Origin of the sequence: Bradyrhizobium sp. Ec3.3 (genome assembly GCF_000472925.1) — a bacterium.
Taxonomy (GTDB): Bacteria; Pseudomonadota; Alphaproteobacteria; order Rhizobiales; family Xanthobacteraceae; genus Bradyrhizobium.
This window is the reverse complement of record NZ_AXAS01000001.1, coordinates 304,050-328,813: the sequence shown is the minus strand read 5'-3', so window position 1 is coordinate 328,813 and position 24,764 is coordinate 304,050. Positions and strand designations below refer to the sequence as shown.

Below are 24,764 nucleotides of genomic sequence, written 5' to 3'. Positions count from 1 at the left end.
CCCCCTCAACTGCACCCGCCGCATCCGCCGCCACCTCCACCGCCGCCGCCGCACCCGCCACCGCCGTCGCCACCACTGCTGCTCATCGTCTGCGAGGCGGCATAGACCGGGGCGTGGGGAGTCCCCGACAGGACGACGGCGCCGGAGAGCGCCACGGCAAGAAGCAGCTCGTGATCGCGCGGGGCGCGCGAGGCCCGCGCGTTGGAGGCCTGATAGCTTGCGAGCGCCTCGTTGCCAGCTCTTGTCCTTATGGGGCGCTGCGCCAGCATGATGCCGCCGATCACCGTGACGATGAGAAGGACAATCAGGATTCCAACCGGGTGGTGCCGCTCTGCGCCGACGGAGGCCTTGATGGCTCCGAGACCCAGCAGGAGCGCGACGAAAGGGAGGACCGTCATATGGAAGGACATCATCTGATCGTCGGTCGGAGCGTAGCCGAGCTGTTGCAGGCGCCCCTGGATCTGCTGGACGATCGGCTTGACCGCGGTCTGGAATTGCTGGCGCGACATGTTCGGCTGGACTGCGAGCGATGCCGGCTTGCGCATGATGGTCGTCAGCGGCGTCTGGTCGGTGACGGTGATATTGCGGCCGTTGGGCGCGATGGTGGCACCATCCCCCGACGTCAGGCTGAGCAGGATCACATCGCCGAGGCGCCGTGCACCGCCGGCGAGATAGGCCAATTCCAGCGCGTTCAATTCGCGCGTCGCGTTTGCGGCGGGACCGATCGTCGACCTGAAATGGTAACCCAGCATGAAGATGATGGCTGCGCTGGTCAGATAGAGAGTCAGGAAAGGACCGGCGGTCCAGTCCAGCGGATTCCACGTCATCGGTTGGTCCTCATCAATCGGCTGCGAATCCATGCGATGGGTCTGGGCATGATAAGCCAGCGGTTGCGGTCCGTCACATGATAGCGTTGGCGTCCGAAGCGCAGATGTGTCGCCGGCCACAGCTCCGCGCTCGGCGGTCCGAACACGCGCTCATGCAGCGCAAGCGTCTCGGCGTATTGCCGGCGATAGGTCGCCTGGGCCTCGGGCCCGCCGGGAGTAGGATCATGGTGCAGAGGCGCCTGCAATCTTTCGCCGCACCAGATCGACCAATAGTCGCGTGAGTAGATCAGATGCTGGTGCCAGACCTCGTCGACGATCTCGCTCGGCGTGACCGGTGTCGGCGAGACGATGGCGAGAAAGCAGAAGCGGCGATAGGCATCGACGGCCGCGCGGGCCTCGTCAATGCTCCAGCCGTGGTCGCGCGCGAGGCGCCGGGTGAAGTTCAGCGGCGTGTCGGGCTCGAAATCATGCTGTTCGATGCGTCGCCACAGCTCCTGTCGCGCCGGCGTCCAGACCGGCTCGTCGGACTGGATGTCGATCTTGAACTGCTGGCGCTGCAACCGAGGCTCCCGATGATCGTCCACGCATCATGATAGCATGGGATCGCGTGGCCGGGATGACGGTCAAGCAACCGGCCGACCACGACACACGCGGTCCAGCAGCGGGCAATACGCGAAGGCGGGCAGGCGGGGAGCGGGCGCTCTCTTACGCGGCCGTGCCGTCGATCGAGCGGCGGATCACCCGTTGCACGTCGGCGTTCGACAGAAACAGATCGTGGTTGATGATACCCCAACCGGCGTCGGAGGCGTCGATCACGCGAACGCCAAGCCGCTCGATGGCAGCCTTCTCGGCGGCGCCGACCCGTGTCATTCCGCCGGCGAGTCGCCCCGACAGCGCAAGTGCGCGATCGTTCGTCGCGGCGATCACGGTGATCTTGCCGGCAAGCGGACCGATGCGGTGGATCGCCGACGAGAACACGTCCATGTCGATATCAGGCGCGGCGAACACCACAGCGCCGATCCTGCCCGTAACGGTGTCGCCGTATCGCGCATAGAGCTGACGCAGGCTTTCGAGCGTCAGCATGGTTCCCATGCTGTGCGCAACGATGTGCACGCGGCCGCTACCTGGCGCTGACACGATGGACGAGAGCACGCGTTCGAAATCGTCGCGGGACCACATCGCGCTGTCGCGGTCATAGGCATAGTCGAACAGTCCTGCCTTGGAAGGCCAGGAGAACACCATGGTCCGGCCGCGGAACTTGATCCCATCGGAGAGATGGGCGGCATCGAGCGCCGCCGTCTCGAATGTCTGCTTGAAGCCGTGCACGTAGATCAATACGTCGCCTCCTCCGCCGGTCTGCGCGAGGAGATCGCCAATTTCGGCCGACGCCGGCTCGACCCGGTCAAGGCGCCAATCGCCAATTCCGACGGAGGCGAGGGAAAGACGGCTGTCGTCCGGCGCCACCAGCTTGGCCCGTGCCACCGTCATCGTGGTGGCGCGCTCCGGCCCGAACCAGGGTTTCGTGCGACCGCCGTTCACGGGCTTGCGCGTGGTGGTGACGAGCAATGTGGGGTCAACCGAGAGGGACGATGCATCGTAGCGCGCGCCGGTCGCACCCAAGCCTGAGCATCCGCCGAGCGCGAGGGCGCTGAAGGACGCGAGCCCGCGCACGAGCGCGCGTCGTGACAGCTGAGTTTCATGTTGCAGAAGAAGATGTCGGACGATCACACGGAACCTTCGGGAACATTGCCCACCGTTTGCCCCGCCCTGCTAGCTCCGTGAATGATGATGGCGGCGAGAAGAGGGCGAGCCCGGTTCCCTTTCAGTCAAGGCCGATAAGCGTTAGCGCTCACGCCGACCCTGGCTCGGAATTCTCGCCACAATTTCAGGCCGGTTCTTCTCGAGCCAGGCCAGGGCCTCCGGCCCGTCGACGACGCACTCGAAGGTTTCCCAGGTCGGGTCCTCCAGGGACTCCTCTTGAAGTCGCTTCGCCGCGTACTCCATGAGGTTATGCAGGCGTTCATATCCTTGCCTGCGCTCGAGCGACTCCGCGATTGCTGCGCTCGTCCATTCTCGTTTGGCCAGATCGATAATGCTCGGAGCGTCGGCCTCGTTGAACCACGGTGTCGCATCGAACTCGAGGCAGACGACGTTGTCTGCGGTATGGCAAGTCGCGTGGATCATTGGTGCCTCCGTTGCGGGCGCGCGTCAGCCCTTGACCAGATCCCCCAGCAGGTTCGCCGCCACCGTCAGCTTGGCGAGCGTCAGGCCGCTGGCAGCGATGTCCTCGACCGAGCGGCGAATCCGCGTTGCCTCGGGGTGAGCCGCGAGCCAGGTCTCGACGGCTTGCTGGCCGGACCGGCCGGTTGCAAGCATATCCGCAGCCAGTCGTCTTTCGGCGGCTGCGATCTGGTCGACGGCGCGATCGATGGCGAGGCGTTCGAAATAGTCGTTGGCCGGCACGCTGCGGGCCGCGGCGATGATGCGGTCGAGACGGAAATTGGCTTCCGCGGCGAAGAAGGTCGCAGCGGCATCGCCGATGGTGCGGGAGGTGCGCTCGGCGACCGTCACGATATCGGGTGCAGCGATCAGCGCTTCGAGATCGGCGAGCTCGCCGGCAAGGCCGGCCGGAACACCGGCCTCGGTGAGCTCCTGCCGGCGCTTGCTGCGCACGGCCTGCAAGTCCGGTGGCAAGGAGTTGTCGAGGGAGGCTGTGACCTCGCGGATACCCGGGCCGAAGCGCGCGATCACTGCCTCGAGGCCGTCCTTGAAATCGACATTGCGCACGTACCAGACCATGCGGGACAGCAGAAGGTCCTGGATCGCCGCATAGAGCGACAGCTGCAATTGCCCGTCGATGCAGGCGTCGAGTCTATCGATCCCGTCATTCAGCCATTTGAGCCCGTAGGATTCATCCACCGCCACATAGGCCATGACGATGGTGGGGATGTCGGCATCGGTCTCGTCGATCAGGCGCACGAGACACGCTGGGCCGCCGCGGTTGATGACGGCATTGGCGAGACTGGTCGCGATGATCTCCCGTCGCAGGCGATGGAATTCGACCGCTGTCGGGAATTTGTCCTGGACCTCGCTCGGGAAATACTGGGACAGTTCGCGGGCAAGATAGGGATCGTCAGGCACGCTGGTGACGAGCAGGTCATCGTAGAGCGTCAGCTTGGCGTAGGCGAGTAGCACGGCAAGTTCGGGCCGCGTCAGGGACTGCCCGCGCCTGGTGCGATCGGTGATCGCGGCGTCATCCGGCAGGAACTCCACGGCGCGACTGAGCAGACCACGCTGCTCGAGCGATTGCATCAGGCGGGTGAGGAAACCGGTCTCGGCCACGCCCTTGCGTTCGGCGAGAGAGAGCGCCAGCGTCTGCAGATAGTTGTTGCGCAGCACCAGCGCGCCGACCTCGTCTGTCATCGCAGCGAGCAGGCTGTTGCGGTCGGCGGGGGTAAGTCGCCCCTCGCGCTCGGGGCGGGCCAGCGCGATCTTGATGTTGACCTCGACGTCGGAGGTGTTCACGCCGGCCGAATTGTCGATGGCGTCGGTGTTGAGCTTGACGCCCTTCTGCGCCGCTTCGATGCGGCCGCGCTGGGTGACGCCGAGATTGGCGCCTTCGCCGATCACCCTGGCGCGGACCTCAGTGCCGGTGATGCGGATGGGATCGTTGGCGCGGTCGCCGGCCTGATCGTCGCTCTCCGCGGACGCGCGGATATAGGTGCCGATGCCGCCAAACCACAGCAGGTCCGTACGCGCTTTCAGGATCGCCGTCATCACTTCGAAGGGCGTCGCCTGCGGCTTGTCGAGATCGAGCAGGGCGCGCACCTCCGGTGCGAGCGGGATGGCCTTGAGCGAGCGCGAGAACACGCCGCCGCCTTGCGAGATCAGCGACTTGTCGTAGTCCTGCCAGCTCGATCGCGGCAGGTCGAACAGGCGCCGGCGCTCGGCCAAACTGGTCGCCGGATCGGGCGAGGGGTCGATGAAGATGTCCCGGTGATCGAAAGCCGCGACGAGCTTCGTCGCCGGCGAGAGCAGCATGCCATTGCCGAAGACATCGCCGGACATGTCGCCGACGCCGGCAACGGTGAACGGCATGGTCTGTATGTCGGTGCCGAGCTCGCGGAAGTGGCGCTTGACCGCCTCCCAGGCGCCGCGCGCCGTGATCCCCATCTTCTTGTGGTCGTAGCCCTGGCTGCCGCCGGAGGCGAACGCGTCGCCGAGCCAATGGTTCTTCTCGGCCGAGATCGCGTTGGCGACGTCGGAGAAGGTGGCGGTGCCCTTGTCGGCAGCGACGACGAGGTACGGATCGTCGCCGTCATGCCGCACCGTGGAGTCGGGCGGCACGATGTCGTCGCCGTCGAGATTGTCGGTGAGTTCGAGCAGCGAGCGAACGAAGATGCGATAGGCCTCGGTACCTTCCGCCATGAAGTGGTCGCGATTGGAAGGGGACGGCAGGCGCTTGGGCACGAAGCCGCCTTTGGCGCCGACCGGTACGATCACCGCGTTCTTGACCTGTTGCGCCTTCACGAGGCCCAGGATCTCGGTGCGGAAATCCTGCGGCCGGTCGGACCAGCGCAGGCCGCCGCGCGCAACCTTGCCGAAGCGCAGGTGAATGCCTTCGACACGGGGTGAATGGACGAAAATCTCGTACAGCGGTCGCGGCGCAGGCAGGTCCTCGATCCCGCGGGCGTCAAACTTGAAGGAGATCACCGGGCGCGGATGTCCATCCTGGCCGACCTGCCACAGATTGGTCCGGATGGTCGACTGCACCAGATTGGTGAAACGGCGCAGGATGCGGTCTTCATCGAGCGAGGCGACGGATTTGAGCTGCTCCTCGATCTCGGCAAGGAGGGCCGTCTCGCGCGCCAGCCGCTCGGCCTCGGTAAGGGCGAGGCGCGGATCGAGGCGGGCCTGGAACAGCGCGACGAGCTTGGCGGTGATCGCGGCGTTCTTGCGCAAGGTCTCCCACATATAGTCCTGGCTGAACGGAGCGCGGATCTGGTGCAAATAGCGGGACAGCGCCCGGATGCTCGAGACTTCCCGCCAGCCCAGGGCCGTGCGCAGGATCAGGGCATTGTATCCGTCGGATTCAGCGCGATCGGTGACAACTGCCATGATCGATGCTTCCAGGCGATGGCTCAATTCCGGGCTGATCTCGATCGGCTTGCCGTCGCTGGTCTCGATCGTCATGTCGTGCAGCCAGACCGGCTCAGGCCTGTTACCGGGCACGATCTGATAGGTGCGTTCGTTGACCACGCGCAGGCCGTGATTTTCGATCACCGGCACGCGATAGGACAGCGACAGCGGCGCTGCGTCCGAGAAGACCTTCAGACCGAAGCGTCTGGGATCGTCGTTGCTCTCGAAGCGGTGAACCGAAATCGTCACCGGGCGGGCTGTCGTCAGCTTTTCGACGGTCGCGATGTCGGCGACCGCCTGTTCCGCCGTGAAAACCTCGGTATAGCCGCCGCTAAAGGCCTGGGCATAGCGATTGGCCAGCATGCGCGCCCGCATGCCATCGGTCGACGCAGTCAGTGCGGCCTTCAGCTTGTCGGCCCATGTTGCGGCAATGGCGCTGATGCCGGCTTCCAGCGTGGCGCGTTCGACGGCGGGAGTCTTACCTTCATAGCGCCCGATGATGTAGTGGACGCGCGCCAATGCGCCTTCGGGGAAGGACACGTACGAGGCCGACAGCGTCCCACGGAAGGCCTGCGCCAGGAAGTTGGCGACGCGCGTACGCACGTCGGTGTCGTATTTGTCGCGCGGAATGAAGACGAGGATCGAGACGAAGCGATCGAACTTGTCGACCCGCGCGAGCGCCCGGACGCGGGGGCGCTCGTAGAGGATCAGGATCTCCATGACGAAATCGTAGAGCGTGTCGACGTCGATCTGGAACAGCTCGTCACGCGGATACTCTTCGAGAATATGCATGAACGCCTTGCCCGAATGGCCGCTCGGGTCGAAGCCGGCGCGCTGGAGCACCCGTGACACCTTGTGGCGGACATAGGGGATCTGCCGGACCGAGCGGGTATAGGCGCCCGAGGTGAACAGGCCGACGACGCGCAATTCGCCCTCGAGCCGGCCGTCGGGCGTGTAGAGCTTGATGCCGACATAGTCCATCCGGATGCGGCGATGGACACGGCTGTTGACATTGGCCTTGATGACGATGAGCAGGGTGGGCTCGCGCATGAATTCGCGAATCTCCGATGTCATCACCACCATTTCGTTGCCGCGGCGCAGAACCTTCGCATTGGGGTCGCGCAGGATGCCGAGGCCTTCGCCGGTCGTGATGTTGTCCGACGCATCGCTGTCGGGCGAGAAGCGATATTCGCGCACGCCCAGAAAGGTGAAATTGTCGGCGCACAGCCATTGCAGGAACTGGTTGGCCTCGGCAACCTCGTCGATCGGGAGCGGCGGCGGGTTGGACGTGAACGTCTTGATCGCCTGCTCGACCCGGTCCCGCATGGCTCGCCAGTCGGTGACGCAGGCGCGCACGTCGTTCAGCGTCTTGGTCAGGCCGACGATCAGCTTCTGCTGGTCGGCCTCGGCATCCAGCCGGGTGATGTGGAGGTGGATCATGCTCTCCCGCGCGCCGCTAGCCCCTTCCGGCAACGCCTCGCCGTAGAAACGCAGCAGCTTGCCCTGGTCATCGCGCTCCACCGCGATGATCGGGTGGGCGACGAGGGTGACCTCGATGCCCTGTTCGGTGAGCTCCGCCATGGTGGAGTCGAACAGGAAGGGCATGTTGTCGTTGAGAATTTCGAGCACGGAAATCTCGCGCCCGTCGGGCATCGTCGGATTGACGACGCGGATGTCGGCACTGCCTGCCGTGCGTCGCTGCACATGCTCCCAGGCTTGCTCTGCGAGGAGAGCCAGCGAGGAGGAATCGTGGTTGGCGAGGTCCTCGAGATTGGTGTAGCCGAACAGAAGCTCGGCAAAGGCCCGGGGGCTCTTGCCCGGCTGGACGCTTCCTGCCGCGTCGCGGATGAGGGTTGCCCGGGCCTTGTCGTCGCGCCACGCCATCATGTCCTCCCTTGCCCGTGCCGTCCGGGCACGGAGCCATTGACGTACCAAGGTCGAGCCGGCGTTGCCTCAATGATGATGGGCCGAGACACCCTTCACGCATTGGGTCAACAGATCGGCGGTGGCGGACTGGCCGACATCACCCAGGCTGATCATGCCGACCATCCGCTTGCTCTTGTTGATGACGGGCAGCCTCCGGATCTTCAGCGTCTCCATGTGATGCACGGCTTTCGCCAGATCGTCGTCCTCGCGGCAACAATGGATGCCTTCGGTCATCACGTCCCGCGCCGTCATGCGCGCGGCGTTGAAATCCTTGCTCGCAAGGCCTTTGCAGACGATATCGCGATCCGTCACCATCCCGATCAAATGGTCGCCTTCACCGATCGGAATGCAACCGACGTCGTGCCCTTGCATCAACTTCGCGATCTCGGTGATCGGGGTGTCGGGGCTGACCCAATCGACGCCCTTGTGCATCACGTCCTTGACTTTCATGGAGGACCTCCGTTGCGAACGCTGCCCCCGTTACGTGACTATACAACGAACCGGGCACGACCGCACGCTTCACCGCGACGAGGGCGTGCCGGTGGAGCATGTCGCCGTCGTGCCGCGTCAGTCGTGCACGCTGAAGCGTCCATGCGGCGCATTGGCCGTCAGGCGCGCGAACTGCGCGTGCGTCAGCTGGAGCAGCGTCGCGTGATCGCCGGCTTCGATATAGACCTCGGGCTGGGCCTGGATGGTGTCATCGACGATGAGATCGAGCCCGTAGCACCTGCCGACGGCCGGGACGGCTCCGTGCGCGCAGTCGGCGAAGATCCGATTGATCTCGGTCTCGTTGGCCATCACGAGATCCTCGCCGAGCCTCTGCTTCAGGTCCGGCAGGTTGAGATGGTGCGATGCCGGCACGACCGCAAGCATGTAGCCGCCGTCATGCCGCAACACGACGGCCTTGGCGAGACGATCGCCCGAGACGTGGCAGGCCTGCGCCGTGCGCGTGGATGACATGGTGAGATCGTGCGGGATCTCGGCATATTGGATGTTCTCGGCAGCAAGATATCGGTGCAGCGTCGGAGCAATGGACATGGCGTGCCCTCCGATGGGTATGCAAGCCGTCCACCGTGAGTCCCCGCCGCACGATAGGCGGCCGCCTGATTTGTCGGGTTCTCAACATAGGCGCTGCGGTCGGCTGCCGCAATTCGTCATTGCGCAACGACACGATTCCACGCCAACCGCTGCGGGGTTAGTCAGTATGGCCGACCTATCTGCGAACCGCGGGGACCGCGCCGCCTCTTCGGTCAACCCATTCCGCCTGCGGAGGGTCGTGTGCCATGCGCACGGCGATCAAGCCAATACGTCGCGACGGCAAGTACGACCCAGCAGAGATTGTAGACAAGGCCGCAGCAAATCACCACCCAGCCCGGGATCGGGCCGATTGCTGCGCGCTCCATGAACTCGTTGAGGTGCGCCGCCATTTCAGGATGAATCGCGAGTTTGCCGATATAGGCGGATGTCTGGATCACGATGATCCAGATGTATGTGCGGCGAACACGGCGCCCGGCGGCGCGAACGAAGCTGATATGATGACGCGGATGCAGGTAGTCTTCCGCGAGGATGTTCCGCCAACCGGCGTCGTCATCTTCGCGTTTGCCGCTCAAGATCGGAACGTACCAATGCGTTTCGAGGAAGCGCGCCCGCGCGCGCCAAACGTTGAAATAGCGATAACGGCGCGCCTCGAGTCCGAGAAAGACCGCGAGCAGCATGCCAATCAGGATGAGCGGCAGCGCCGATGCCTCTTTGGACGAGAATGTCGACGACAGGGCGATGCCCAAGGTTACGATCGACCAGTTGGTCGTGTTGTCGAGGCGTGTGCGCCAGATGGTGCTGCGATAGATCTCGCCGCGATAGAGATGGGCAATCGCACCCAATTCAGCCGGGTTCAGCTCTCGGATTTCACGTGTGTCTTCTGCAGGCCTGAGCATGGCGAGCACCACCCAAGACCAGTGAAATGTTCAGGTCGTGCTTTCGGCAGCGACCCGATGATACTACCACAATTCCGCGTGGTTTGGACAAGCCCGCGATGGGCCGACCGCCCTTAACCCGCAACGGCTTAGCGGTTCACTTCATCACCCGCACGCCCTTCGTCGTGAAGCGCTGCGTCCGGCCGCCCGGGCGCACGGGCCGCCTTGTGCCGGCGGCCTTGCCGGTGCCGGGTGGCTGGTGCGCTGGGACTAACTGGTCGGGGCGGGAGCCGATCAAATCGGCGCGGCCCATCTCCTTCAGCGCCTCGCGCAGCACTGGCCAGTTGTCGGGGTCGTGATAGCGCAGGAACGCCTTGTGCAGCCGGCGCTGCCGAAGGCCCTTGATCGCCTCGACCTTGTCGCTGCCGCCGCGGTGCACGCCGCGCAGCGGATTGACGCCGGTGTGGTACATCGCGGTTGCGGTCGCCATCGGCGAGGGCAGGAAGGTCTGCACCTGGTCGGCGCGATAGCGGTTCTTCTTGAGCCAGAGCGCGAGGTTCATCATGTCCTCGTCGGTCGTGCCCGGATGCGCCGCGATGAAATAGGGGATCAGGTAATATTTCTTGCCGGCCTGTTCTGCGGCTGCATCGAACATCCGCTTGAAGCGGTTATAGGCGCCGATGCCCGGCTTCATCATCTTGTCGAGTGGACCGCGCTCGGTATGCTCGGGCGCGATCTTCAAATAGCCGCCGACGTGATGGGTGACCAGCTCCTTGACATATTCCGGGCTCTCCACCGCAAGATCGTAGCGCACGCCGGAGGCGACCATCACCTTCTTGATGCCCTTGGTCTCGCGCACCTTGCGATAGAGCCGGATCAGGTCGTCGTGCGAGGTGTTGAGGTTCGGGCAGATCTCGGGGAAGACGCAGGACGGCCGCCGGCATGCCGCTTCGACCTTCGGATCCTTGCACGCCATCCGGTACATGTTGGCGGTGGGGCCGCCGATGTCGGAGATCACGCCGGTGAAACCCGGCGTCTTGTCGCGGATGCGCTCGATCTCGCGCAGGATCGAGCCTTCCGAGCGGTTCTGGATGATGCGGCCTTCGTGCTCGGTGATCGAGCAGAAGGTGCAGCCGCCGAAGCAGCCGCGCATGATCGTCACCGAGAATTTTATCATTTCCCAGGCCGGGATCCTGGCATTGCCATAGGAAGGATGCGGCGCGCGGGCGTAGGGAAGGTCGTAGACCGCGTCCATCTCTTCGGTGGAGAGCGGGATCGGCGGCGGGTTCAGCCAGAGGTCGCGATCGCCATGACGCTGGACCAGTGGCCGCGCATTGCCAGGATTGCTCTCCCGGTGCAGCACGCGTGACGCGCGCGCATAGGCCTCGCGGTCCTGCTCGACTTGCTCTAGCGCGGGCAGCCGGATCACGGTTGCGCCCTTCTCGCGCGTTGCGCCCTCGTCGGCGGAATCGAGATCGTCGGCGTGGAGCTCGGCATAGTCTTCAGGCACGCGGCGGAACAGCGCGACGCCCCTGATGTCGTCGAGCTCGCGCGGCGCTTCGCCTTCGGCGAGCCGGTGCGCTACCTCGACGACGGCACGTTCCGCGTTGCCGTAGAGCAGAAGATCCGCCTTGGCGTCGGCCAGCACCGAGCGGCGCACCTTGTCGGACCAGTAGTCGTAATGCGCAATCCGGCGCAGCGAGGCCTCGATGCCGCCGAGCACGATCGGCACGTCCTTGAACGCCTCGCGGCAGCGCTGGGCGTAGACGATGGTGCAGCGGTCCGGCCGCTTTCCGCCTTCGCCGCCGGGCGTATAGGCGTCGTCGTGGCGCAGGCGCCGGTCTGCCGTGTAGCGGTTGACCATCGAGTCCATGTTGCCGCCGGTGACGCCAAAGAAGACCCTCGGCTTGCCCAGCGCCTTGAACGGCTCGGCCGAGTGCCAGTCCGGCTGCGCGATGATGCCGACCCGAAAGCCCTGGGCCTCCAGCAGCCGGCCGATGATCGCCATGCCGAAGCTCGGATGGTCGACATAGGCGTCACCCGTCACCAGCACGATGTCGCAGGCATCCCAACCGAGCGCCGTCATCTCGCCACGGCTCATCGGCAGGAAAGGCGCCGCCTTGCCGGGATGGGCCCGGTGGCGGGGCCAGGAACTCAGGGGTTTTGCGAGGCTGGTGGTGATATCCATGGCGCCCACGCATAAGCCGGGCGAGCCGCAAATTCAATCGAACGGAACATCAATTTCCGCCTGCCATCATCACGATCGCGGCCGTCGCGCACTTCGAACCCGCGAACCCCGGTTTCCGTCCGCGAGCTCGGACGATGTTTTCGTGCCGAGCTTTCGTTCTATCCGTAGCGGCGCAGGCACCGGCGCCTGGCGCGGGCGCATGAGCGAGGTGAACCCGCCTGCAACGCCCGCGCTTGAGGTGAGGCTTCAATTGCCGGCCACTTCCTTGATGCGCGCGATCATCTGGTCGACCGCCTGCTCCACCGGCACCTTGTTGGTGACGATGGCGTTCACGGCCTTTATCCAGACGTTCTCGTTGTTGAGCACCGTGAACTTGTAGTTCTTGCTCATCTCATAGCCACCGACACCCGCGAAGAACTGATCGCGCTCGGCACGGCGATGCACGTCGGTGTCCCAGAAGGGAGACTTCTGGGCGACGGTCTTGACCGGGAACCAGCGGCCGAGCGCGCCCTCGACGTAAGGCTGCAGGTTCTCGTCGCGCAGCAGGAACGACACGAACTCCTTGGCGCGCTCCTTGTTCTTCGCTTGCTCGAAGATCATGCCGACCGTCACCGACGCACGGGTGTGGACCGGCGTGCCGTCCGGCTTGTTCGGCCAGACGATGGTGCGGATGCGGTCATAATAATTCTTCTTCGCTTCCTCGCGTTGCTCGGCGGTCAGCGTCTCGTTGCTGGCATCGTCCAGCCACTTGCCGGGAACGGAGATGGTCGAATTGTGCGTCATGATCGTCGTCTTGTTGTGGAAGGCGACGTTGTTGTCGGGATCCTTCCAGCTCGTCGCCGATTGTGGCGTGCAGCCCTTCGCGGCGATCTCGACATAGTCCTTCATCGCGGCGACGAGGCCCGCCTTCACCTTTGGATCGTCGACCAGGAGCTTGCCGTTGTCGTCGACCAGCACCACGTTATACGCGTCCATGAAAACCAGGAACGAAATGAAGCTGTCGGTGGCGTCGACGCCCATGGGATGGCCGATGCCGTAGATGCGCTTGCCGGTCGCTTTGCGCACGGCCGGCTGCGCCGTGTCGCACCAGAACGACCAGAAGCCCTTCCAGTCCTTCGGGATGTCCGTTTCCTTGAGACCTGCCTCCTCGAGCATGTCCTTCCAAAAGTGGAGATGCAGCGTCGCCTGCTTGACCGGGAAGGCGTAGTAGGCCTTCGCCTTGGTCTTCTCGTTGTACAGCATGACCGTTTCGAGCGGATGCGGAGCGAACTCTCCCTTGATCGGATCGAGGATGGAGCCGAGATCCACGAGCTTGCCTTCGGAGGCCCACTTGCCGACGCCCTGGAAATTGTAGGTGTCCGCATAGGTCACGTCGGGCGGATTGCCGGAATCGAGCGCCGCCACCAGCTTCGGGATCATGTCCTGCGTCGCATATTGCGACAGCTCGACCTTCACGCCGGTCTTGGCCTCGAACTTCTTGATGACGTCGAGCAGCGCGTCTTCCTCGGCCTTGTAGTAGCCCTTGTTCCACCAGACGACGAGCTTCTCCTCAGCGCTTGCGGTCGTTTGCGTCGTCCATGCCGCGCCCAGAAGCACCGACATCGACACGGCGCAGGTCCTGATCGCCTTCCTGTAACCACTCAACACTTCTCGTTTCCTCTCTTTGGTTGTGATTGATCTCGTCACTCATCCGCCACGGGTGGCTCAAGCGATTTGCAATGCCCTCGCATAGGTCTTGCCCGAATTGGTGATGTGCGTGGTCATCAGCTTCTCGAAAGCGGTGAAGTCGCCGCGCTCGAACAGGCGCAGCAGCGTACGGTGCTGCTCGAAGGACTCGGGCGTTCGCACGTCGATCGGCGAGCTCAGATTGGTGCGCAGCGTCGCGATGCGCCCGGAGACCAGCTGATAGGATTCCTGGAGGTAGCGATTGCCGCAGTGGGCGAACAGCGCTTCATGCATCGCGGTGTCTCCGCGCCCATAGGCGACGTTGTCCTTTGCCGCGACCGCCTGCTCCATCCCGGCAATTGCGGCCTCCATCGCCGCGATCGCGCCGGCGCGGTCGTGGACAAAGGCCAGCTCGGCCGCCTTGGGCTCGATCACGATCCGGAACGTGCAGAGCGCCGTGATGTCCTCCGCGCTCGGCGTAAAGACGAAGCTGCCGACCTGCGGCCGGATCACCACGAGGCCCTGCGCCTGCAACTGGCCCATCGCCTCGCGCACGGGGGTGCGGCTGACGCCGAAGGACTGCGCGACCATCTCCTCGGAAATGGCCGCGCCGAGCGCGAACTCGCCGTCGATGATGCCCTGGCGCAGCCGCAGCATCACGCGCTGTGCCAGCGATTTCGGCGGGTCGAGCTTCAGCGACTTCATCGGTCCTCAGATGACCTTACCGGGATTGAGGAGATGATCGGGATCGAGCGCGGCCTTCAGCGTACGCATCAGCGCGATCTCGGCTTCGCTGCGGGCGTGGCCCAGCCACTGCTTCTTCAGCGTGCCGATGCCGTGCTCGGCCGAGACGCTGCCGCCCATCTCGCGCACCAGGCCATAGATGATCGCGTCCATCTCGGCCTTCGGCTGGCGTTCGGTCGGCAGGCCCGTCACCCAGGAAACGAGATGCAGATTGCCGTCGCCGATATGGCCGTAATAGACGCTCTCGCAGCCCTTGATGCTGTCTGCGAGCGCGGCCTTGCAGCGCGTGGCGAACTCGTCCATCCGCTTGACCGCAAGTCCGATGTCGTAGGAGAGGTGCGGCCCCAGCACCTGGCCGAACTCGGAACAGATGTCGCGCACCGCCCAGAATTTCTGCGTCTGCGCCAGCGATTGCGCGACGGCAGCATCCGCCAGAAGTCCGCGCTCCATCAGATCCTCGAGCCAGCTCTGGAAACGCGGTGCATCGAGGCTTTCATCGGTGCCTTGCGCTTCGACCAGCACATAAAGCCCGTGGCCTGCCGCGACCGGCGGCTTGACGCCCGCGCGCGCCGTGATCACCTCCCAATAATCCGGCCACATCACCTCGAAGGCCGACAGCAGCGGGCCGAGGCCGGAGCGTGCGGCATCGAGCAGCGCGACCACGGCGGCATAATCCTTCAGCGCGCACAGCGCGGCCATGGTCGAGCGCGGCTTTGGAAACAGCCGCAGCACCACGCGCGTGATGATGCCGAGCGTGCCTTCCGAACCGATGAAGAGATGCTTCAGATCGTAGCCGGCATTATTCTTGATCAGCTTGTTGAGATTGGTGATGACAGTGCCGTCCGGCAGCACGACCTCGAGCCCGAGCACCAGCTCGCGCGTCATGCCGTAGCGGATCACGCGGTTGCCGCCGGCATTGGTGGAGAGATTGCCGCCGATCGCGCAGGAGCCGCGCGATCCCAGATCGAGCGGAAAGAAGAAGCCGGCCTCATCGGCCGCCTTCTGGATCGTCTCCAGCGGCGTGCCGGCCTTCACCGTCATGGTCGCGGATGCCCGATCGATCTCCTCGATGCCGGTCATGCGCTCCAGCGAGATCGCGACCCAGCCGAGCTCGGGCGAGGCACCGCGGCACAGGCCGGTCAAGCCGCCCTGCGGCACGAACGGCAGGCTTGCCGTGCGGCATGTCGCAATGGCCGCGGCAACGCCGGCCGCATCGACCGGGCGGATCACCGCGAGCGGCGTTTGCGGCAGGCTCGCGCTCCAGTCGTTGCAATTGCGCGCGGGCACCTCGTTGCCGATCAGCACGGCTTGCGGGCCAAGCCGGTCGCGCAGATCGCGCAGCATGTCCTCAGGGCGTTCGAGCATCGTCGTCATGTCGATCGGAGCCTCTTTTTTTGTCTGGTGCTTTACCGGGTCAGCGCCGGCCCATGCATTTTTGACGGCGCGACCCCGCGTCACCTGGAATTGCGGTGATGTTGTATGTAAGGTACAAGAAGTAAATGGGAACGCCAAGCAGGTTTCGCGCTTTTCTAAAAAGGCAAGCCTGATCAATGGTTTAGAACGATAGCTCTCTAACAGAGGACAGGTCATGACGGACGCAATTCGCGGGTTCTGGGTCGCCACGCCGACGCCGCTGACGGCCGAGGGAGCCGTGGATCCCGCCCGGCTGGCGGACCATGCGCTTCGGCTCTTCAAGAAGGGCGTCAACGGCGTCGTGGTGTTCGGCACCACCGGCGAAGGCACCTCGTTTAACGTTGCAGAGCGGATCGCGACCGTGGAGGCCTTGCTCAAGGCCGGCGTCGCCGCCGATCGCATCGGCATTGGCGGCGGCTTTCCCGCGATCACCGACAGCATCGCCCTGACGCGTTCGGTGCTGAGCCTCGGCCTGCGCCACGTGCTGGTGCTGCCGCCCTATTTCGATCGCAGCGTCACGCCTGAGGGAATCGAGGACGCGTTCGCGGCGATCTTCGATGACGTTGCCGACGATCGCCTGCGCGCCTATCTCTATCACATCCCGCAGGTCTCCGGCGTCGCCATCCCGACGCAAGTCGCGGCCAGCTTGCGCAAGCGCTATGGCAAGCTCGTTGCCGGCCTCAAGGACTCTAGCGGCGAGTTCAAGCAATTCCAGGCATTCCGTGCCGCGGCGCCCGAGCTCGCCATCACCGTCGGCAACGAAGCCGACATCACCCGCGCCATCGCGGCGGGCGGCGCCGGCACCATCTGCGGCATGGCCAACATCGTGCCCGAGCTCGTCAAGGGCATGGTCGATGGCAAGGACGTCGGAGCACGCATGCAGGCGGCGATCGATATCGTCGTCAACACGCCTTCGTTCGCCGCGACGCTGAAAGCCATTCTCGCAGCACAGAACGCCGATCCCGGCTGGCTGCGCGTGCGTCCGCCGCTTCGTGGCCTCTCGGACGGCAAGGCGCTGAAGGCGAAGATCGACGCGCTGGTGAGTCCCGCGATCGCGTGACGTCCGCGCAGGGCATCAGGCCAGCGAGCAACGCTCCGCGATGATGCCGCCGATGGTCCGGGCGAAAGCCATGTTGCGGCCTTCGGCAATGCCGAGCGCAAGCTCGACCGGATTGAGGTCGGGCAGCTCGGCGCGTCTGTGGGCGTGCTTCAGCGATTTGCGCGCGGCGAGCCTTGCCGGGAGCGCAGCATAGCCGAGGCCGGCGCGAACGGCGGCCAGCAGCGCTGACAGGCTGCGTGCCTCGCAGGCGATGATCCAGTCTCGGCCTGTCAGGCGCAGGCTGCGGAGCGCCTCCTCGCGATAGGCGCATCCTTCCGCGAACGCCACCAGCGGCACTGCATCATCACGCCCGGCAGGCGCAGAGGTAGCGTCTCCGAACCAGGCCATGGATTCGAACGCGATCGCGGCACTCGCTTCGTTCGACGGCGCGCGCTTGAAGAAGGCAAGATCGAGCCGGCCCTGGCCGACATCCTCGGCCAGCCGCGCCGACAGGTCGGTGCGCAGCGAAAGCCTCGCGTCGGGACAGCGCGCGCGGATCTCGGAGAGGGTCGAGGAAAAATCGCGCTCCAGAAAATCCGCCGGTATGCCAAGCCGGATTCGCTCGCTGGCGGCCGGCCGGCGCATGGCGGCGACGGCGCGTTCGTTGAGCGCGACGATCTCGCGCGCATGCGCGACGAACTCGGCGCCCCGCTCGGTCACGCCGATCACGCGACCGCGCACCCGCTCGAGCAGGGGATGGCCGACCAGGCCTTCGAGGCGGGCGATCTGTAGGCTGATCGCGGATTGCGAACGTCCGACCCGTTCGGCAGCGCGCGAAAAGCTCTTCAGCTCGACGATGGCGATGAGGGAGCGGAGCGTGTCGATATCGAGGGTCGTCGGCATGAGGGCAGCTCCCGAAGATGAGCCCGCTGACAGCGCGCGGGTCCAGATGAGAGTTATCAATAAGGTGATTGCGGAAATCAATTTCTCGATTGCGACGCCTGCCGGCTATTTGTCCGTGCTTCGAATTCTGGATCAGGACGAATCCGGGTTGGCACGGAGAGCAAATGCAGCGTCGCAATCTTCTGAAGGGCCTCGGCCTCACTGCCGCCGTGGCCACCACGTCGGCGGTCGCTCAGAACCGGCAGCCGGCGCAATCGGCACAGATTGCATCATCCTCGCCCTGGCCGGCGCCGCAACTGGCGACGGTGGACCGGCTCGGCCATTGCCGCGTCGGCAATGGCCCGGCGGTCTGCGTGGTGCTGCATGAATGGCTCGGCGATCACGTCAACTGGGAGCCGGTGCTGCCCCATGTCGATCCCACCCGCCACACGCTCATCGTCATGGACCTGCGCGGCTACGGCTGGTCACGCGCCTTGGCCGGCAGCTACACGCTGGATGAAGCCGCCGCGGACGTCCTGCGCACGGCCGATCAGCTCGCGCTCACGCGTTTCCATCTGGTCGGACACTCGATGTCGGGCCTCGTGGCGCAGAAGATTGCGCTCCAGGCCGCCTCGCGGATCCAGAGCGTCACGCTGTTCTCGCCGGTGCCGCCGACGGGCTTCCGCGCCGACGAGGCTGCGCTCAAGGCGCTGAACGCCGTGATCGACCAGGACGAGGCGGCTGCGCGGGCCATCACGGCAAGGACCTCGAGCCGCTATGGCGCCGGCTGGCTGAAGCGCAAGCTGACCATCGCGCGCGAGGCCGGTACGGTCGAGGCGATGCGCGGCTATCTGAAGATGTTCACGACCTCATCGATTACCGAGGATTCGCAACGTCTCACGGCGCCGCTGCACGTTGTGAACGGCGCGCTCGACATCGCCTTCTATCGCGGCGAGCCCTCGCATAACGCGTTCGCAGCTGCCTACCCGCGCGTGACGTTCGAGACCATCGACGATGCCGGCCACTACACGATGCTGGAAACCCCTGTGCGTGTTGCAAGCATCATCGAACAGCAGGTGGCCGCTGCCGGCTGAGGCGTCGCATCGGCCGCGCTGGAGCCGGCGGGCGAGCAAAAAAAGCTCCGCCACCTCATACTGCCTGCAGCGGGTCGCAGGCGCGCACGCGATGGCGGAGTGCGAGAAACGATCGTCAGAAATGATAGTTGACGCCGAGCTTCGCCAGATTGGCGGAAGTTTTGGCGGAGTATGTCGTTGTCACGGCACCGGTAGTGTCCGTGACGTTGTAAGTCTTCGTGCTGAAATTCAGGTAGTTGTATTCGGCGAACACCGAGATGTTTCTGGTGGCCGCCCATTCGGCGCCGGCGCCGACGACGTAGCCGGTCCTGATGTCAGAGAACGGGCTGTAGATCACCGAGGCAAAACCGTCGGCCCGTCCGTCATAGACCTGCCGCGACCAGGCGACGCCGCCCTTGCCGTAAAGCAGCACCTGATCGAAGGTCACGCCGAGACGGCCGGTCAGCGTCGCATACCAATCCGTCCTGCCATTGCTCGTCAGCACGAAGCCAGGCACGTTGATTGCGGGGGTGACGTTCGAGCCATTGGCGCGGGTCCCGGAGACATCGCCGGCCACGCCGAGTACGACATGGCCGACCTGGTAGTTGTAACCCGCATTGATGCCGCCCAGCACGCTCGAGCGATTGGTGGTGTAGCTCGTCCCGACGGGATCGATGGCGAAGCCCGTCGTGCCGAGGAAAGTCTGCGTCTCGTAGACCGATCCGCCGCCAAGATGCGCACCGGCGTAGAACCCGGTCCAGCTGAAAACCTGAGTCTCCTGAAGGGGCGCCTTGCGCGCGATCAAATCGGCCGCTGATGCAGGTACGGCGGCCAGCGACGTGGCAACAAGAAGGGATAGACGACGCATGAAGAGCCTCAATGAATGGAAGGTGGTTGGCCGCGCCCCGCGGCGGCCCCGTCGACACAGTTCCTCGCGCGTGAAGTCGCGCCCGTAAATCCCAGCAGCATCAACCCGCATTGAACATTTCGCCGCGCGCTCGATCAGTCCCATCCGCGCGGGCCGTCGGGATAGCAGACGCCGTCGACCATGGTCGTGCCGCTGGCGCAGAATTGCGTGCTCGTCGAGGAGCTCGACGAGCTGTGCGAATTTGCGAGACTATAGAGCGTATCGGTGCTCCATATGTTCGGATCGTCCTGGCGATGGCGGGCGAGCAGCGGCTTGTCCTTGCCGCCGAAGTAGAATTTTACGCCGCCCCAGATGCCCTGCATGTTGGCTTCGCCCGCGCGGCCCTCGATGAAGGCCGAGGCGAGCACGCCGTGCCCGAGCGGCAGCGCCACCTCGCTACCGAGCGCGAGCGCGTTCCTGCCGCCGAGATAGCGGTGCCCGACATAGCCCGACCACTGATCGCTGAGGTAATATTTGAAATTGACCTGGTCGAAGAACCGCGTCTTCACCGCGTAGCTGTCGAGCATCATCGTCGTGGTCGTGACGCCCGGGGCGCCACCCAAGAGGGGATCGGGGAGGCCCGGCGCAACCGTGCTCGTGCTCGTCGAGATCACCTGCGCGGTGTTGCCGAATTCGACACCGGCGATGCCCTGTAGCGTGAAGCGGCCGAGATAGATCTCGCCTTCGCCCGCGACCTGGCCGAGATAGACGCCGCCATTGCGGTCCCACCAGGTGTGGCTGGTGTAGAGGCCGACCAGGCCGCTGGAGTCGCGCCAGAAGGCATGGCCCGCGACGTTGCCGAAACGGCTGCCGTCGAAGGCACCGGCCGCGGAATCGATCTGCAAGCCGTAATTGCTGCCGAGCGGCATCGAGATCGCGCCTGCGGCACCGCCGAGCGATTTGCCGGCCAGTAAGCCGCCATAGGCTTCGGCCTTGGCATTGACGCCGTCGACCGCCGGAACGACGACCGGCGAGGTCGTGATGTCTCCTGCCTGGGCACTGGAGAACTGGGTACTGGAGATCAAGGCTGCTGCGACTGCTCCGCAGATCATGGGAGCCGAGTGGAGAAAACGTGGAGCACGTGACACGACAAACCTCGAAACGAAACGACTGGTGCACTTTGCTTGGGCGTCGGAGAGAGACGACAAGGCACAGAAGAGATCACCGCTTCGCGTTTAGCGGCTTGCGAGATGCGCTGCCATGCTGGGCGCCCGCTCATTCATCAACCGCCATTGATGTTGGCGAGTTCGGGACATCCGTGGCGCAAACGCCGGCTGCTGATCGCAGGCCATGCCTGACCGGTCGCGTGCGCAGGGCTGGACGAAGGCGCGACACTCCTGCAAAGAAAGGCGCAAGTTGATGGGCGTGCGTGGGGATCGGCCGAGTGCCGGAGGTAGAATCTAACCTTCCTGATCTCGTCGGTTGGACCGGCGAATTTCGCAACGAGGCGACGGAGGCGGAGTTCTGTGCGGGCATTGCGCGGCCGGCGCGTGCAATGGCGCTGCTCTGCGTCCTGGCCGAGACGGCCGCGAGCCTGGCCTTCGTTCCGCTGGATTTTCTGACGCTGCCGGCCTCGCGTCTGGTCTTCTTTCTGGAGATCCGGCTGCTGATCGCGCTTGCGGCCATCGCGGCGCTGCTGGCCTTGCTGCGTGCAGCCAGCTTCAATCGCATCGTCGCGATTACCTATGTCCATCAGTTCACGTTCTTCACGCTCAACGCGCTGGTCTTCAATCATCCGAGTCTGACGCGGCATGGCGGGCTGCTGCTGCCGCTGATCGCGATTGCGCTGAACCTGTGCCTGCCCGGCCGCTTCCGGCTGGTCGCGCTGACCAGCGCCTATGCGCCCATCATCAGCCTGTTGTTCTGGGCGGTGCTGCGGCCGGATCCGGAAAGCCCGCTCGATCTCGCCATCATCCTGCTGGTGGTGATGGTCGGCTATGGTGTCGGCGCGGTCGCCCGCGCCCAGTTCAACCGGCTGCGGCGCGAGGAGTACTTGCGCATCGCGCGCGAGCGGCGGATCAATCTCGACCTCTCCGAAGCCAAGGACGCTGCGGAAGCAGCGGCCCGCGTGAAAACCGACTTCCTCGCGGTGATGAGCCACGAGATCCGCACCCCCATGAACGGAATTCTGGGCATGGCGCAATTGGCGCTGGATGATCCACTGCCGCCGGCGCAACGCAAGCGGCTGTCGGTCATCAAATCGTCGGCGGAGGGGTTGTTGAAGATCCTCGACGACATCCTGGACATCTCGAAGCTCGAAACCCGCGCCGACGTCTACGAGCGAGCGCCGTTCGACCTCGGGCAGGCCGTGCGCGAGATCGTCAATCTGATGACGCCGCGCGCGCATGAAAAGGGGCTGACACTGCAACTGATGCTGTCGCCCGTCGTCCCCGAATTGGTGCTCGGGGATCTGTCGCGCGTGCGGCAGGTGCTGTTCAATCTGATCGGCAATGCGCTGAAGTTCACGAGCAGCGGCGGCGTTACCGTGGAGGTGGTATCTGCCGGATCGACGGACGATGCTGTGATTGCGTTCTGCGTTTCGGACACCGGGATCGGCGTCACTGCAGGGCAGCAGGCGCACCTGTTCGAGCCTTTCGAGCAGGCCGACGCCTCGATCCGCCGCCGCTTCGGCGGTACTGGCCTCGGGCTTGCGATCTGCAAGCGGCTGGTCGAAGGCATGAAGGGCGAAATCGGGGTGACGAGCACGCCGGGGCACGGCAGCCGCTTTCATTTCTCCCTGCCGCTGCCCGCCGTCGAGCTGCCCGGCGAGCGCGGTCGTGTCGGGGCCGCGGCTGTGCGCGTCGCGCCATTGAACCTGCTCCTGGTCGAGGATCTGTTCGTCAATGCCATCGTCGCGCGCGGAATTCTGGGCAAGGCGGGCCACCGCGTTGCGGTGGCATCGTCCGGCGAGCAGGCGATCGAGCTCATGCAGAGCGCACGTTTCGACGCCGTTTTGATGGACATGCAGATGCCCGACATGGACGGGCTGGAGGCGACGCGGCGCATCCGCGCGCTTGCGGAGCCACTGAGCCAGGTCCCGATCGTGGCGCTGACCGCCAACGTCATGGCGACGGACGTGAAGGCGTGTCTTGCCGCCGGCATGGACGGTCATCTGGCCAAACCGATCGACGCCGCGGTCCTGCACAGGACGCTGGACGAGGCGCTGGCACGACGCGGACGGCAACCGTCAGGCACCGGCGCGGCCTTGAATGGGGGCGGCGATGTCCTCGTCGTAGGTGATCCCGGCAAGGCAATGCATGGCCCGCTCGCGCGCCTTGGTTTCCGCGCGTTTCCGACCGTGTCGTTCGAGTCCGCCAGGACGATGTTGTCGGCGCGGGAATTTTCGGGGCTGGTCGCGGTCGCGCCCCCTCCCGGTTCGCTGCGCGCCTGGCGCGAAGATGCTGCACACGATGGCAGGGCACTGTTCGTCATCGCCGCGCCGGCGGACGAGGATGAGGCGCAGCGTCTGCTTGAGGAGGGAGCCGACCTGGTGCTCGCCACGCCGCTGTCGCCGGACGACGTCGCATGGAGGCTCCAGGCGTTCCTCGCACCACAGCAGATGGAGGGATCGTTCGAGCTCGAAGACGTGTTCGCTCGTGCGCGGATCGACGAGCTGCGCGGTCTGTTCGCCGAGAGCCTGTCCGAGCTCGATCGCAGGATCGGGCGCCGCGATCTCGCGCCGGAGGAGCTTGCGAGCATCGCGCATCGCATCAAGGGAAGCGCGGCAAACCTGCGCATGCCGGAGCTTGCCGCGCGCGCCGACGATGCGCTCGCGGCAGCGAAGGCCGTGGCCACGAGCCTCGGGGCTCGCGATCGGGCCGTCGCCGCCCTGCGTCGGCAGATCGACGTCGTCCTGCAGGACCAGCAGGCGGACCCGGTATCTGCCTTCGGACTTCCCAAACCCATCACCACTGAACGCGAAGAGGCTCATGTCGACGACCGTACTCGTGGTTGAGGATGCCCCGGAGAGCCGGGTCATGCTGACGTCATTCCTCAATGAGCAGGGCATGGTGGCGCACGGTGTGGCGACCGCCGCCGAGCTGCGCGCCAAGCTCGCCGCGTTCAAGCCCGATATTGTCCTGCTCGACATCAACCTGCCGGATTCCGACGGCATTGCGCTCGCGCGCGAATTGCGCCTTGGCGAGCAATGCGGATTGATCTTCGTCACCAGCCGGGATTCCGATGAGGATGTTCTCTCCGGACTGGAGGCGGGCGGCGACGACTACGTTTCCAAGCCGGTCAATCTGCGCACGCTGTTGGCCCGCATCCGCAGCGTCCTGCGCCGCACCAGGGAATCGGTGATCACCTTCGACGGCTGGATCCTGGATCCCGTCAGGCGCGAGCTGTTTCGCCCCGACGGCAGGATGGTCGAGCTCACCACGGGCGAGTTCAATATCCTGGCCGCACTTGCCTCCAGGATGACGCAGCCGCTCAGCCGCGATTTCCTGCTCGACGTCATTTCGAATCGAGATCCCCGGGACATCAGCGGGCACACCGTCGACAATCTGATCGTGCGGCTGCGTCGCAAGATGCAGTATGAAGGCGCGATTGCGCCGATTGTGACCGTCCGCGGCGTCGGCTATGCGCTGGTGCCGGCGCAGCCGGCCGCTTGAGGCGGCGTTTCGGCTCAGGGAGATCAATATGTCGTTGGCCAAATGGCTCGTCGGTGTCGTCTTCAGCGCAGCGCTCCTCGGCTCCTTTGCTGCCCTTGCAGACACGCGTTGCAAGGAGCCGGAACCGGGCTCGAAGCAGGTTCCGATGCTGTCGCCGCCGGAGGCCGAAGTCGTGACAGGAACGGGACGGTTGCAATTCTATTCGGCTCCGAACCCCGCCTGCGCCATGAACGGCGTGTTCGTCATCCCCAAGGACGAGCTGATCGCCTATGCCCAGACCAAAGACGGCTGGTCATCGGTGATGTACACCAACCCCAGAACCGGAAATGCCGTGTCAGGCTGGGTCAGATCGGCGCGGCTGAAGGCAACCGGGACGGTCGGCCCGAAGCAATGAGCGCGCGAGGCTAGCCAAGGGCGCGACAATGGTCCAAAAGC

General features: G+C 64.9%; 20 protein-coding genes. 5 read left to right on the top strand and 15 right to left on the bottom strand.

Annotation, left to right across the window (positions count from 1 at the left end; all coding sequences use genetic code 11):
• Positions 1–5: 5 nt before the first annotated feature.
• From YUU_RS0101640 to YUU_RS0101585, 12 genes are all read right to left on the bottom strand, one after another.
• Positions 6–827, bottom strand: a complete 822-nt coding sequence (locus tag YUU_RS0101640; RefSeq protein ID WP_027520781.1) for a TIGR04222 domain-containing membrane protein — start codon at positions 825–827, stop codon at positions 6–8.
• Positions 824–1,387 carry a hypothetical protein gene (locus tag YUU_RS0101635; RefSeq protein ID WP_245287924.1) on the bottom strand — a complete coding sequence of 188 codons (564 nt, stop codon included), beginning with the start codon at positions 1,385–1,387 and terminating at the stop codon, positions 824–826. The genes YUU_RS0101640 and YUU_RS0101635 overlap by 4 nt, the downstream gene beginning before the upstream one ends.
• Before the next feature lie 145 nt (positions 1,388–1,532).
• Positions 1,533–2,516: an alpha/beta hydrolase gene (locus YUU_RS0101630; protein WP_035660925.1), complete on the bottom strand. Its 984-nt coding sequence runs from the start codon at positions 2,514–2,516 to the stop codon at positions 1,533–1,535.
• A 153-nt stretch (positions 2,517–2,669) separates the two neighbouring features.
• Positions 2,670–3,011, bottom strand: a complete 342-nt coding sequence (locus YUU_RS0101625; RefSeq protein WP_027520778.1) for a hypothetical protein — start codon at positions 3,009–3,011, stop codon at positions 2,670–2,672.
• Between the two features lie 24 nt (positions 3,012–3,035).
• Positions 3,036–7,850 (bottom strand): NAD-glutamate dehydrogenase, encoded by a 4,815-nt coding sequence (locus YUU_RS0101620; protein WP_027520777.1) that lies wholly within the window; start codon positions 7,848–7,850, stop codon positions 3,036–3,038.
• A gap of 69 nt (positions 7,851–7,919) precedes the next feature.
• Positions 7,920–8,342 carry a CBS domain-containing protein gene (locus tag YUU_RS0101615; protein WP_027520776.1) on the bottom strand — a complete coding sequence of 141 codons (423 nt, stop codon included), beginning with the start codon at positions 8,340–8,342 and terminating at the stop codon, positions 7,920–7,922.
• Between the two features lie 117 nt (positions 8,343–8,459).
• Positions 8,460–8,930: an aminoacyl-tRNA deacylase gene (locus YUU_RS0101610; protein WP_027520775.1), complete on the bottom strand. Its 471-nt coding sequence runs from the start codon at positions 8,928–8,930 to the stop codon at positions 8,460–8,462.
• A 212-nt stretch (positions 8,931–9,142) separates the two neighbouring features.
• Complete coding sequence (locus YUU_RS0101605) at positions 9,143–9,826, bottom strand: DUF2270 domain-containing protein (protein WP_035660922.1); 684 nt, start codon at positions 9,824–9,826, stop codon at positions 9,143–9,145.
• Positions 9,827–9,962: 136 nt separating this feature from the next.
• Positions 9,963–11,993 carry a YgiQ family radical SAM protein gene (locus YUU_RS0101600; RefSeq protein WP_027520773.1) on the bottom strand — a complete coding sequence of 677 codons (2,031 nt, stop codon included), beginning with the start codon at positions 11,991–11,993 and terminating at the stop codon, positions 9,963–9,965.
• A gap of 246 nt (positions 11,994–12,239) precedes the next feature.
• Complete coding sequence (locus YUU_RS0101595) at positions 12,240–13,595, bottom strand: ABC transporter substrate-binding protein (RefSeq protein ID WP_035660718.1); 1,356 nt, start codon at positions 13,593–13,595, stop codon at positions 12,240–12,242.
• A 102-nt stretch (positions 13,596–13,697) separates the two neighbouring features.
• Positions 13,698–14,363 (bottom strand): GntR family transcriptional regulator, encoded by a 666-nt coding sequence (locus YUU_RS0101590; RefSeq protein ID WP_027520771.1) that lies wholly within the window; start codon positions 14,361–14,363, stop codon positions 13,698–13,700.
• A 6-nt stretch (positions 14,364–14,369) separates the two neighbouring features.
• Positions 14,370–15,782, bottom strand: a complete 1,413-nt coding sequence (locus YUU_RS0101585; protein WP_027520770.1) for an FAD-binding oxidoreductase — start codon at positions 15,780–15,782, stop codon at positions 14,370–14,372.
• Positions 15,783–15,990: 208 nt separating this feature from the next.
• Between YUU_RS0101585 and YUU_RS0101580 the strand changes: the two genes are divergently transcribed.
• Positions 15,991–16,875, top strand: coding sequence for a dihydrodipicolinate synthase family protein (locus YUU_RS0101580; protein WP_027520769.1), 885 nt, complete (start codon positions 15,991–15,993; stop codon positions 16,873–16,875).
• Between the two features lie 15 nt (positions 16,876–16,890).
• Here YUU_RS0101580 and YUU_RS0101575 read toward each other — a convergent pair whose 3' ends face one another.
• Positions 16,891–17,757, bottom strand: a complete 867-nt coding sequence (locus tag YUU_RS0101575) for a LysR family transcriptional regulator (RefSeq protein WP_027520768.1) — start codon at positions 17,755–17,757, stop codon at positions 16,891–16,893.
• Positions 17,758–17,921: 164 nt separating this feature from the next.
• Between YUU_RS0101575 and YUU_RS54925 the strand changes: the two genes are divergently transcribed.
• Positions 17,922–18,830: an alpha/beta fold hydrolase gene (locus YUU_RS54925; protein ID WP_027520767.1), complete on the top strand. Its 909-nt coding sequence runs from the start codon at positions 17,922–17,924 to the stop codon at positions 18,828–18,830.
• Positions 18,831–18,945: 115 nt separating this feature from the next.
• Here the strand turns inward: YUU_RS54925 and YUU_RS49870 are convergent, their stop codons facing one another.
• Positions 18,946–19,677, bottom strand: a complete 732-nt coding sequence (locus tag YUU_RS49870) for an outer membrane protein (RefSeq protein ID WP_051389574.1) — start codon at positions 19,675–19,677, stop codon at positions 18,946–18,948.
• Between the two features lie 134 nt (positions 19,678–19,811).
• Positions 19,812–20,741: a hypothetical protein gene (locus tag YUU_RS0101560; protein WP_156944032.1), complete on the bottom strand. Its 930-nt coding sequence runs from the start codon at positions 20,739–20,741 to the stop codon at positions 19,812–19,814.
• A gap of 359 nt (positions 20,742–21,100) precedes the next feature.
• Between YUU_RS0101560 and YUU_RS54920 the strand changes: the two genes are divergently transcribed.
• The 3 genes from YUU_RS54920 to YUU_RS0101545 are packed head-to-tail and all read left to right on the top strand — an operon-like array spanning position 21,101 to position 24,723.
• The gene (locus tag YUU_RS54920) at positions 21,101–23,671 is read left to right on the top strand and encodes an ATP-binding protein (RefSeq protein ID WP_051389573.1); all 2,571 of its coding nucleotides are present in this window, start codon (positions 21,101–21,103) and stop codon (positions 23,669–23,671) included.
• Entirely contained in the window at positions 23,646–24,329 is a 684-nt protein-coding gene (locus YUU_RS0101550) for a response regulator transcription factor (RefSeq protein WP_027520765.1), read from the top strand. The genes YUU_RS54920 and YUU_RS0101550 overlap by 26 nt, the downstream gene beginning before the upstream one ends.
• A 28-nt stretch (positions 24,330–24,357) precedes the next feature.
• Positions 24,358–24,723 (top strand): hypothetical protein, encoded by a 366-nt coding sequence (locus tag YUU_RS0101545; protein ID WP_027520764.1) that lies wholly within the window; start codon positions 24,358–24,360, stop codon positions 24,721–24,723.
• The last annotated feature ends 41 nt before the right edge of the window (positions 24,724–24,764 follow it).

Bases quoted from the DNA above. Each gene is read 5' to 3' on its own strand.
- YUU_RS0101595 (WP_035660718.1), bottom strand. From the start codon at position 13,595: ATGTCGGTGCTTCTGGGCGCGGCATGGACGACGCAAACGACCGCAAGC.
- YUU_RS0101615 (WP_027520776.1), bottom strand. From the start codon at position 8,342: ATGAAAGTCAAGGACGTGATGCACAAGGGCGTCGATTGGGTCAGCCCC.
- YUU_RS49870 (WP_051389574.1), bottom strand. From the start codon at position 19,677: ATGCGTCGTCTATCCCTTCTTGTTGCCACGTCGCTGGCCGCCGTACCT.
- YUU_RS0101550 (WP_027520765.1), top strand. From the start codon at position 23,646: ATGTCGACGACCGTACTCGTGGTTGAGGATGCCCCGGAGAGCCGGGTC.
- YUU_RS0101580 (WP_027520769.1), top strand. From the start codon at position 15,991: ATGACGGACGCAATTCGCGGGTTCTGGGTCGCCACGCCGACGCCGCTG.
- YUU_RS0101640 (WP_027520781.1), bottom strand. From the start codon at position 827: ATGACGTGGAATCCGCTGGACTGGACCGCCGGTCCTTTCCTGACTCTC.
- YUU_RS0101620 (WP_027520777.1), bottom strand. From the start codon at position 7,850: ATGGCGTGGCGCGACGACAAGGCCCGGGCAACCCTCATCCGCGACGCG.
- YUU_RS54925 (WP_027520767.1), top strand. From the start codon at position 17,922: ATGCAGCGTCGCAATCTTCTGAAGGGCCTCGGCCTCACTGCCGCCGTG.
- YUU_RS0101590 (WP_027520771.1), bottom strand. From the start codon at position 14,363: ATGAAGTCGCTGAAGCTCGACCCGCCGAAATCGCTGGCACAGCGCGTG.
- YUU_RS0101625 (WP_027520778.1), bottom strand. From the start codon at position 3,011: ATGATCCACGCGACTTGCCATACCGCAGACAACGTCGTCTGCCTCGAG.
- YUU_RS0101545 (WP_027520764.1), top strand. From the start codon at position 24,358: ATGTCGTTGGCCAAATGGCTCGTCGGTGTCGTCTTCAGCGCAGCGCTC.
- YUU_RS0101605 (WP_035660922.1), bottom strand. From the start codon at position 9,826: ATGCTCAGGCCTGCAGAAGACACACGTGAAATCCGAGAGCTGAACCCG.
- YUU_RS0101575 (WP_027520768.1), bottom strand. From the start codon at position 17,757: ATGCCGACGACCCTCGATATCGACACGCTCCGCTCCCTCATCGCCATC.
- YUU_RS0101600 (WP_027520773.1), bottom strand. From the start codon at position 11,993: ATGGATATCACCACCAGCCTCGCAAAACCCCTGAGTTCCTGGCCCCGC.
- YUU_RS0101610 (WP_027520775.1), bottom strand. From the start codon at position 8,930: ATGTCCATTGCTCCGACGCTGCACCGATATCTTGCTGCCGAGAACATC.